This is a genomic window from Kitasatospora sp. NPDC004240 (assembly GCF_053603215.1).
On record NZ_JBSGFD010000268.1, the window covers coordinates 1 to 9,312 of the forward strand.

Consider the following 9,312-nt stretch of genomic DNA (forward strand, 5'->3'; position numbering starts at 1 on the left):
GTTGACTTTTGGCACGCTGTTGAGTTCTCAAGGAACGGACACTTCCTTCGGACCGCCTTCCAGCGGGCCCTCCGGGCGCTTCGTTCTTTCGTGTTTCCAGCTTATCAGATGTTTTCCGCCCCGGCTTTCCGCCGGAGTTTCACTTCCCTGACTCGCTTTCGCCTTCCGGGACTTGACGCCCCGTCCGACGTTTCAAACTCTAGCCGATCCCCGCTCCGAAAAGCGAATCGGCCGCAACCCATTTAAACGCGCACACCGAAATACGCCTGGCCCACGTCGAGACGCGACCCGGCGCGAACCGGAAGTGATGTTTCAAGGGATTGGCCGCCCCGGGACCGTCCGCGCCGATGCGTGTCCGGTGCTCCCTGCCGAGCGACTAGGAAACACTACGCCCATCCCCGACCGGATGCAAACGGTGGGCAAAGGACAGACGAACCGGCCGGACCCCAGGGGGGAAGGGGTCCGGCCGGCGGTGGGGCGCCCCGAGGGGCGCGGCTCAGTTGTTGGTCGGGAAGCCCAGGTTGATCCCGCCGTGCGAGGGGTCGAGCCAGCGCTGGGTGACCGCCTTGCCGCGGGTGAAGAACTGGACGCCGTCCTGGCCGTACGCGTGGGCGTCGCCGAAGAGGGAGGCCTTCCAGCCGCCGAAGGAGTAGTAGGCAACCGGGACCGGGATCGGCACGTTGATGCCGACCATGCCGACCTCCACCTCGTACTGGAAGCGCCGGGCCGCGCCGCCGTCGTTGGTGAAGATGGCGGTGCCGTTGCCGTAGGGGTTGGCGTTGATGAGGGCGAGGCCCTCCTCGTACGAGGCGACGCGGACCACCGACAGCACGGGGCCGAAGATCTCGTCGTTGTAGACGGACATGCCGGGCTTCACGTGGTCGAACAGCGTGGGGCCGAGCCAGAAGCCGTCCGCGGTCGGCGCGCCGCCGGCGTCCTCGGCGGTGACCGGGTGCTTGCGGCCGTCCACCGACAGCTCGGCGCCGTCGGCGACGCCGGACTCGACGTACGAGGTGACCTTGTCGCGGTGCTGGCCGGTGACCAGCGGGCCCATCTCGGAGTCTCCGTTGCAACCGGGGCCGACCTTGAGGGTGGCGATCCGCTCCTTGATCTTCTCGACCAGCTCGTCGCCGATCGGGTCGACCGCGACCAGGACCGAGACGGCCATGCAGCGCTCGCCGGCCGCGCCGAAGCCGGCGTTGACGGCGGCGTCGGCGCTGAGGTCGAGGTCGGCGTCGGGAAGGACCAGCATGTGGTTCTTGGCGCCGCCGAGGGCCTGGACGCGCTTGCCGTAGCGGGTGCCGGTCTCGTAGACGTACCGGGCGATCGGGGTGGAGCCGACGAAGCTGACGGACTTGATGTCGGGGTGCTCCAGCAGGCGGTCGACGGCGACCTTGTCACCGTGCACGACGTTGAAGACACCGTCCGGCAGGCCGGCCTCCTTCCACAGCCCGGCGAGGAAGTTGGCGGCCGACGGGTCCTTCTCCGAGGGCTTGAGGACGACGGTGTTGCCGGCCGCGATGGCGATCGGGAAGAACCACATCGGCACCATGGCCGGGAAGTTGAAGGGCGAGATGACCGCCACCGGGCCGAGCGGCTGGCGGATCGAGTACACGTCGATGCCGGTGGAGGCCTGCTCGGTGAAGCCGCCCTTGATGAGCTGGGGGATGCCGCAGGCGTACTCGACGACCTCCAGGCCGCGGGCGATCTCGCCCAGCGCGTCCGAGTGGACCTTGCCGTGCTCGGAGACGATGATCGCGGCCAGCTCGTCCCTGCGGGCGTTGAGCAGCTCACGGAAGGCGAAGAGCACCGTGGTGCGCTTGGCCACGGAGGCGGTGCGCCACTCGGCGAAGGCCGAGGCGGCGGCGGCCACGGCCGCGTCGACCTCGGCGATCCCCGCGAAGTCGACGTGGCCCGCGACCTGGCCGGTGGCCGGGTCGAAGACGTCGCCACGGCGGGGAGCGGTGCCGGCGGTGGCGACGGGCCCGCCGCCGATCCAGTGGGTGATGTGCTTGCTCAAGGTCGTCTGCCTCCGAAGTCCCGGGCGGCACTCCTGCCGCCGGTCCCTTGTGTGGCGCCGCCCGGGAGTGGGCCGGGCGACGGGATCACGGGGCTACCGCGCTCAGCACCCAGTCTGCTGGGCTCCGGGGCCGGCCTCAACGAACAGGCTGACGGGGATCGGGGATTCAGCCTTACAGGTCGTAGGTCGTGCCGCCCGAACGGGGGAAACCCCGCGGCCGCGGCACCGGCGCTCACGCCTCCTCGGCGTCCTCCAGGTACGGATCGTGCAGTCCGTCCGCGCCCTCCTGGGTCTCCAGCAGGTCCAGCCGCAGGTCCTGCGACCAGGCGAGGGCCCAGCGCTTGAGCTCCGCGACCCCGCCCGTCACCGGGCCGCGGGCCCGGAAGCGGCCGTCGGTCGCCTCGGCCAGCGTCTCCAGCCGGTCGGCCAACACCGTGGGCTCGAACTCCGCGTCCAGCGCGCCGGCCAGCGCGAGCAACTCGCCCTCGCGGTAGCAGGTGGTGAGCGCGTGGACGTCGACCAGGTCGCGCGGCAGTCCCCGGTCCGCCAGCAGCACGGTGGCCAGCGCGGCCGCGTCCTCCAGGGCGGCCACGGTGATCTCCAGCGGGGCCGCCGCTGCGGCCAGGTCGAGCCGGACCGGCCGGTGTGCGAGCGGCTCCTTGCGCAGCTCCACCCCGTGGGTGCGGCCGCCCAGGGTGAGCCGGACGGTGAGCTGCTCCAGCCGCGGGGTGCCGGGCCGTTCGGTGACGTCGCCGCCGGCCGCGCGGTAGGCGCCGGCGAGCTCGGCGGCGACCGCGGGGAGGTCGGCGTCGCCGCCGGCCACCAGGGTGAGGCCGTCCTGAGCGGCGGCGGGTACGCCGTGGGCGCGCAGCGCGTGTCCGCCGGCCAGGGCGAGGCCGAGCCGGTCGCAGACCGGTCGGGCGAGCTCGATCAGCCGGAGCTGGGCCGGGGCCGGGCGGAGGGACGCGTCGACGACGTCCGGGGCGGTGGTCACGGTTCCAGTCTGGCGCGCCCGCGGCCCGCGCGGCAGGCGGAGCCCCGCCGGAGCGGTCGGTACCCGCGCGGGTGCGGGCCGCCGCTACCCGCCGCCGAGCCGGGCGGCGGCGTCGTGCAGGGCGAGTTCCAGGAGGACGGGGTCGTTGAGCCGTCCGGAGCCGTCCGGCGGGACGAGCCAGCGCACGCCTCGGCCGCGCCGGGAGGGGTGCGGGACGACGACCCAGGTGCCGTCGCCGGCGCAGCGCACCCCGGTGCCCACCCAACGGGCGGCGGTGCCGACGGGGACGAGGAAGCCTACGGTCCCGTCCGCGGGGTCGGTGAGCACCGGACCGAGGAAGCCGGTGCCCAGCAGGTCGACGGCGGGCCGGCCGAGCCGGCCGGGCACCGAGAGGACGTCCCAGCCCCGGCCTGCGGGCAGCAGCACCAGGCCGAGGCCGGTGCGTTCCCAGTCCCGGCGGCAGGCCTCCGGGTCGGCGGCGGCCGAGGTGAGCCACTCCAGCGCGGTGTTCCCGGTGTCCGCGGCGGCCCAGGCGTCCCTGTTGCTCCCGGCGACCCAGGTGTTCCCGCTGTTCCCACTGTGCTCCATGCCCGTCCCCGTTCCTTCCGGCGTGCCCGGTGGTGGTGCGACGGGAACGCGAGGGACCCGCCGCCACCAGGGAGAGGGGGACGGCGGGTCTCTCTTACACGCTTTCCGTGAGCGCCGCCCGAGCGGCGGGGCTCGGCCGGCGGATCAGCTGCGGCTCAGCTGTCGAAGCCGAGGCCCAGCCGGTCGAGCGTGCGCAGCCAGAGGTTGCGCCGGCCCGAGTGACGGTCGGAGCGGTCCAGGGACCACTGGGTGATCCCGATCCCGGCCCAGCGCACCGGTTCGGGCGGGAACGGCAGCGGCTTGCGGCGGACCATCTCCAGCGCGGTGCGCTCGGTGCGGGCGCCGGCCAGCAGGTCGAGCATCACCTCCGCGCCGAAGCGGGTGGCGCCGACGCCGAGGCCGGTGTAGCCGGTGGCGTAGGCGACCCGGCCGCGGTGGGCGGTGTCGAAGAACGCGGAGAAGCGGGTGCAGGTGTCGATGGCGCCGCCCCAGGCGTGGGTGAAGCGCAGGCCCTCCAGTTGGGGGAAGCAGCGGAAGAAGTTGCCGGCAAGGGTCTTGAAGGTCTCGGGACGCTGGTCGTAGTCGCCGCTGACCCGGCCGCCGTAGTGGTAGACCGCGTCGTAGCCGCCCCAGAGGACGCGGTTGTCGGCGGTGAGCCGGAAGTAGTGGAACTTGTTGGCGCTGTCGCTGAGGCCCTGGCGGCCCTTCCAGCCGATGGCGCCGAGCTGATCGTCGGTGAGCGGTTCGGTCATCAGCGCGTAGTCGTAGACCGGGACGACGTACGGGCGGACCCGTTTGAGCAGGGACGGGAAGACGTTGGTGCCGAGCGCGACCCGGCGGGCGCGGACCCGGCCGTACGGGGTGCGCACGGCCATGCCGGTGCCGTGCTCGCGCAGGTCGAGCGCGCGGGTGCGTTCGTGGATCCGTACGCCCAGGGTGAGGCAGGCGGCCTTGAGGCCCCAGGCGAGTTTGGCGGGGTGGAGCATCGCCACGCCGTCGCGGTCCCAGACGCCGCCGAGGAAGGTGGGCGAGTCGACCTCGGCGCGCAGGGCGTCGCCGTCCAGGACGGTGAGGTCGAGGCCGTAGCGGGTGACGGCCTCGGCGACCTCGTGCAGTTCGGCGAGCTGGTGGGGCTCGGTGGCGACGTCGATCTCGCCGGTGCGTTCCCATTCGGCGTCGATGTCGTAGCGCCGCAGGGTCGCCTCGATGCCATCCAGGTTGGCGGCACCGAGGCGTTCCAGCCGGCCGAGGTCGGCGGGCCAGCGTTGCAGGCCGTTGCCGAAGCCGTGGGTGAGGCTGGCGGCGCAGAACCCGCCGTTGCGTCCGGAGGCCGCCCATCCCACCTCGTGGCCCTCGATCAGGACGACGTCCAGCGAGGGGTCGCGCTCCTTGGCGAGGAGGGCGGTCCAGAGGCCGGAGTAGCCGCCGCCGACGACCAGCAGGTCGCAGGCGGTGTCGCCGACGAGGGCCGGCAGGGCCTGCGGCCGGCCCGGGTCCTCCAGCCAGAAGGGGGTGGGCCTGGCATCACCGAGCGCGCGGGCGGGGTCCATGCATTATCAGCCACTTTCTTCACATAGAGCGGTACTTGACCTTGCGTCAGGCAGCCGCCTTGCGGCGGTTGCCGAGCCACTGGCCGGCCACGGTGAGCACGACCGCGGCGATGAACATCGCGGTGCCGATGACGTTCACCTGCACCGGGATGCCGCGTTGGGAGGCGCCCCAGACGAACATCGGGAAGGTGACCGTGGTCGGTCCCGAGTTGAACTGGGTGATGATGAAGTCGTCGAAGGAGAGCGCGAAGCTGAGCAGCGCGCCGGCCGCGATGCCGGGGGCGGCGAGCGGCAGGGTGACCCGCAGGAAGGTCTGCGCGGGAGTGGCGTAGAGGTCCTGGGCGGCCTGTTCGAGCCGGGGGTCCATGCTCATCACGCGGGCCTTGACGGCGGTCACCACGAAGCTGAGGCAGAACATGATGTGCGCGATCAGGATGGTGGTGAAGCCGAACGGGACGCGCATGTTGAGGAAGAGCGTGCCGAGCGAGGCGGCCATCACCACCTCGGGCATGGCCATCGGCAGGAAGATCAGCCCGGTGGCGGCGCCGCGGCCGCGGAAGCGGTAGCGGGCGAGCGCGAAGGCGACCAGGGTGCCGAGCACGGTGGCGCCGATGGTGGCGGCGACCGCGATCTGCAGGCTGAGGGTGAGCGATTGGCACATGTCGGCGACGCCGCAGGGGTCGGTCCAGGCGTCGGTGGAGAACTCGTTCCACTCGTAGTTGAACTTGCCGACCGGCTTGTTGAACGAGAAGGCGAGCACCACCAGGTTGGGCAGCACCAGGTAGGCCAGTGCGAGCAGGCCGGCCAGCACCACCAGGTGGGCCCGGATCCACTTGATCACTCGGGACATCAGACCAGTTCCTCCGTCCCGGCCTTGCGCATGTAGACCGTCACCACGCCCAGGATCAGGGCCATCAGGATGAAGCTCAGGGCGGCCGCCGTCGGGTAGTCGAGCACGTTCAGGAACTGCTTCTGGATGCCGTTGCCGACCATCTGCTCGCTCGGCGAGCCCAGCAGCTGGGCGTTGATGTAGTCGCCCGAGGCGGGGATGAAGGTGAGCAGCGTGCCGGCCACCACGCCGGGCAGCGAGATCGGGAAGGTCACCGTGCGGAAGGTGGTGAAAGGCCGGGCGTACAGGTCCCCGGCCGCCTCGTGCAGGCGCGGGTCGATGCGCTCCAGCGAGGTGTACAGCGGCAGGATCATGAACGGCAGGAAGTTGTAGGTGAGGCCGCAGACCACGGCGAGCGGGGTGGCGAGCACCCGTTCGCCGGAGGTGAGGCCGAGGGCGCTCGTGACGTCCAGGACGTGCAGCGCGTTGAGCGCGCCGACCACCGGGCCGCCGTCCGAGAGGATGGTCTTCCAGGCCAGCGTGCGGATGAGGAAGCTGGTGAAGAACGGCGCGATCACCATGATCAGGATGACGTTGCGCCAGCGCCGGCCCGCCTTGAAGGCGATGGTGTACGCGAGCGGGTAGCCGATGGCCAGGCAGAGCACGGTGGCCGTGCCCGCGTACAGGAACGAGCGCAGGAAGTGCGGGTAGTACTCGACCAGGGCGTCCCAGTAGGTGGCGAAGTGCCAGGTGACCCGGAAGCCCTCCTCCAGCGAGCCGGTCTGCAGCGAGGTGGAGGCCTGGTAGACCATCGGCACCGCGAAGAAGACCAGCAGCCAGGCGAGTCCGGGCAGCAGCAGCCAGTACGGGGTGAGCCGGCGCCGGGGGCGGGTCGCCGGTTCCGCGAGGGGGGTGCTGTCGGGGGGTACGGCCTGCGGCGGCGCCGCGGGGGTGGTGGTGGTCATGCGGCGGCCTCCCCGGTGCCGGCGTCGATGGCCTGGGTGGCGTCGAGGGCGAAGGAGTGGGCCGGGTTCCAGTGCAGGACGACCGGGGCGCCGGTGGTGATCCGGGCGTCGCGCTCCATGTTCTGCTCGAAGACCGCGACCTCCTGGCCGGCGTCGGTGCGCACCAGGTACTGGGTGGAGACGCCGATGAAGCTGGAGTCGACGACGGTGCCGGTGAGCCGGTTGCGGCCGTCGGCGACCTCGGCCGAGCCGTGCTCGATGGTGATCTTCTCGGGGCGGACGCCGAGGTGGACCCGGTCGCCGGCGGCCGAGCAGCGGGCCTTCGGCACGGCGAGGCGCACGCCGCCGGCGGTGAGCAGCAGGTCGTCGCCCTCGCGGCCGGAGACCTCGGCGGGCAGCAGGTTGGACTGGCCGAGGAAGTTGGCCACGAAGGTGGTGGCGGGGTTCTCGTAGAGGTCGGCGGGGGCGCCGAGCTGTTCGACCCGGCCGCCGTTCATCACCGCGATGGTGTCGGCCATGGTCATGGCCTCCTCCTGGTCGTGGGTGACGTGGACGAAGGTGATGCCGACCTCGGTCTGGATGCGCTTGAGCTCCAGCTGCATCTGGCGGCGGAGCTTGAGGTCGAGGGCGCCGAGCGGCTCGTCGAGGAGCAGCACCCGCGGGTGGTTGATGAGGGCGCGGGCGACGGCGACGCGCTGCTGCTGGCCGCCGGAGAGCTGGTGCGGCTTGCGCCGGGCGTACTGACCGAGTTCGACGAGTTCGAGCATCTCGTCGACCTGCTTCTTCACGTCCTTGCGGCCGCGCCGGCGCAGGCCGAAGGCGACGTTCTCGAAGATGTCGAGGTGCGGGAAGAGCGCGTAGCTCTGGAAGACGGTGTTCACCGGGCGCTTGTAGGGGGGCAGGGCGGTGACGTCCTGGTCGCCGATGAGGACGGTGCCGGTGGTGGGCTCCTCCAGACCGGCGATCATGCGCAGGGTGGTGGTCTTGCCGCAGCCGGAGGCGCCGAGCAGGGCGAAGAAGGAGCCCTGGGGGACGGTCAGGTCGAGCGGGTGGACGGCGGTGAAGGAGCCGTAGGTCTTGCCTATGCCGGTGAGGCGGACGTCTCCGCCGGACGCGTCGCGCAGCTGGTCTGTCATGAGGGGTTCTCTCTGGTCTCGGCCGTCGGGGTGGGGCGCGCCGGGTCAGGCGCCGATGAGCTTGGAGAACTTCTCCTCGAAGTCGCTCTCCTCGCTCTCGGTGAGGCTGCGGAAGACGAACGACTTGGCGGCCATCTCCGGGGTGGGGACGACCAGGGGGTTGGCCGCGCTGTCCGGGTCGATGGCGGCGAGTTCTTCCTTCATGCCGCTGACGGCGGAGACGAAGCCGATGCCCGCGGTGAGCTGGGCCGCGATCTTCGGCTGGTAGTAGAAGTCGATGAGCTTCTCGGCGTTGGTCTTGTGCTGGGCCTTGGCCGGGATCAGCAGGTTGTCGGTGGAGGCGAGGAAGCCCTTCTCCGGGATGACGAACTCGATGTCGGGGTTGTCGGCCTTGAGCTGGATCAGGTCTCCGCCCCAGGCGAGGCAGGCGGCGATGTCGCCGGAGGAGAGTTCCTGGCCGTAGTCGTTGCCGGTGAAGCGGCGGATCTGCTTGTTGTCGACGGCCTTCTGCAGGCGGGCCACGGCGGCGCCGTAGTCGTCGGCGGTGAACTTGGCCGGGTTCCTGCCCATGTCGAGCAGGGTGATGCCGACGGTGTCGCGCATCTCGGAGAGGAAGGTGACCCGTCCCTTGAGGTCGGGGTCGTCGAGGAGCTGGGAGACGCTGGTGACCTCCTTCCCCTTGGTGGCCTTCCTGTTGTAGGCGATGACGGTCTGGATGCCGGACCAGGGGTAGGAGTAGAGCCGGCCGGGGTCCCAGTCGGGGGCGCGGAAGCGGGACTCGACGTTGGTGATCGCGGTGGTGACGTTGGCCGGGTTGAGCTTCTGGGCCCAGCCCAGGCGGATCATCCGGGCGGCCATCCAGTCGGTGAGGACCACCAGGTCGCGGCCGGTGTCCTGGCCGGCCGCGAGCTGCGGCTTGACCTTGCCGAAGAACTCGACGTTGTCGTTGACGTCCTCGGTGTACCGGACCTTGATGCCGGTGGCGGCGGTGAAGGCCTCCAGGGTGCCGTGCTTCTCCTTGTCGTTCTCGTCGGTGTCGACGTAGAGCGGCCAGTTGGAGAAGTTGACCTCCTTCTCGCGCTCGGAGAGGTCCTCGGCGGCGTTCGCGGCGGAGTCGCCCGGGGCGCCGGTGCGGGCCGGCGGGCCACCAGTACGAGGACGATCCGCCGGCACGCCCAGCCGGGCGCCCAACGCCGCGCGCTGATCCGACGCGAATTATGAGACACGGCC

General features: G+C 71.3%; 7 protein-coding genes and 1 pseudogene. All 8 read right to left on the reverse strand.

The features are described from left to right. Positions 1–496 precede the first annotated feature (496 nt). Complete coding sequence (locus ACWEQL_RS38395; protein WP_452155571.1) at positions 497–2,020, reverse strand: CoA-acylating methylmalonate-semialdehyde dehydrogenase; 1,524 nt, start codon at positions 2,018–2,020, stop codon at positions 497–499. Between the two features lie 232 nt (positions 2,021–2,252). Beyond that, positions 2,253–3,014 (reverse strand): nucleotidyl transferase AbiEii/AbiGii toxin family protein, encoded by a 762-nt coding sequence (locus tag ACWEQL_RS38400; RefSeq protein ID WP_452155573.1) that lies wholly within the window; start codon positions 3,012–3,014, stop codon positions 2,253–2,255. Positions 3,015–3,098: 84 nt separating this feature from the next. Further along, complete coding sequence (locus ACWEQL_RS38405) at positions 3,099–3,602, reverse strand: hypothetical protein (protein ID WP_452155575.1); 504 nt, start codon at positions 3,600–3,602, stop codon at positions 3,099–3,101. 155 nt (positions 3,603–3,757) lie between these two features. Next, positions 3,758–5,152: an NAD(P)/FAD-dependent oxidoreductase gene (locus ACWEQL_RS38410; RefSeq protein ID WP_452155577.1), complete on the reverse strand. Its 1,395-nt coding sequence runs from the start codon at positions 5,150–5,152 to the stop codon at positions 3,758–3,760. 46 nt (positions 5,153–5,198) lie between these two features. Beyond that, a complete protein-coding gene (locus tag ACWEQL_RS38415) occupies positions 5,199–6,002 on the reverse strand; it encodes an ABC transporter permease (RefSeq protein ID WP_452155579.1) in 804 nt (267 codons plus the stop codon). Further along, entirely contained in the window at positions 6,002–6,946 is a 945-nt protein-coding gene (locus tag ACWEQL_RS38420; protein WP_452155581.1) for an ABC transporter permease, read from the reverse strand. The genes ACWEQL_RS38415 and ACWEQL_RS38420 overlap by 1 nt, the downstream gene beginning before the upstream one ends. Continuing rightward, complete coding sequence (locus tag ACWEQL_RS38425) at positions 6,943–8,082, reverse strand: ABC transporter ATP-binding protein (RefSeq protein ID WP_452155583.1); 1,140 nt, start codon at positions 8,080–8,082, stop codon at positions 6,943–6,945. Before ACWEQL_RS38425 ends, ACWEQL_RS38420 begins: the two co-directional genes overlap by 4 nt. Positions 8,083–8,127: 45 nt before the next feature. Next, positions 8,128–9,261: pseudogene (locus tag ACWEQL_RS38430) on the reverse strand (polyamine ABC transporter substrate-binding protein); the annotation flags it as partial. Positions 9,262–9,312: the final 51 nt, after the last annotated feature.

Excerpts from the sequence above, each read along its gene's own strand:
- ACWEQL_RS38405 (WP_452155575.1), bottom strand. The coding sequence starts at position 3,602 with ATGGAGCACAGTGGGAACAGCGGGAACACCTGGGTCGCCGGGAGCAAC.
- ACWEQL_RS38410 (WP_452155577.1), bottom strand. The coding sequence starts at position 5,152 with ATGGACCCCGCCCGCGCGCTCGGTGATGCCAGGCCCACCCCCTTCTGG.
- ACWEQL_RS38415 (WP_452155579.1), bottom strand. The coding sequence starts at position 6,002 with ATGTCCCGAGTGATCAAGTGGATCCGGGCCCACCTGGTGGTGCTGGCC.
- ACWEQL_RS38420 (WP_452155581.1), bottom strand. The coding sequence starts at position 6,946 with ATGACCACCACCACCCCCGCGGCGCCGCCGCAGGCCGTACCCCCCGAC.
- ACWEQL_RS38425 (WP_452155583.1), bottom strand. The coding sequence starts at position 8,082 with ATGACAGACCAGCTGCGCGACGCGTCCGGCGGAGACGTCCGCCTCACC.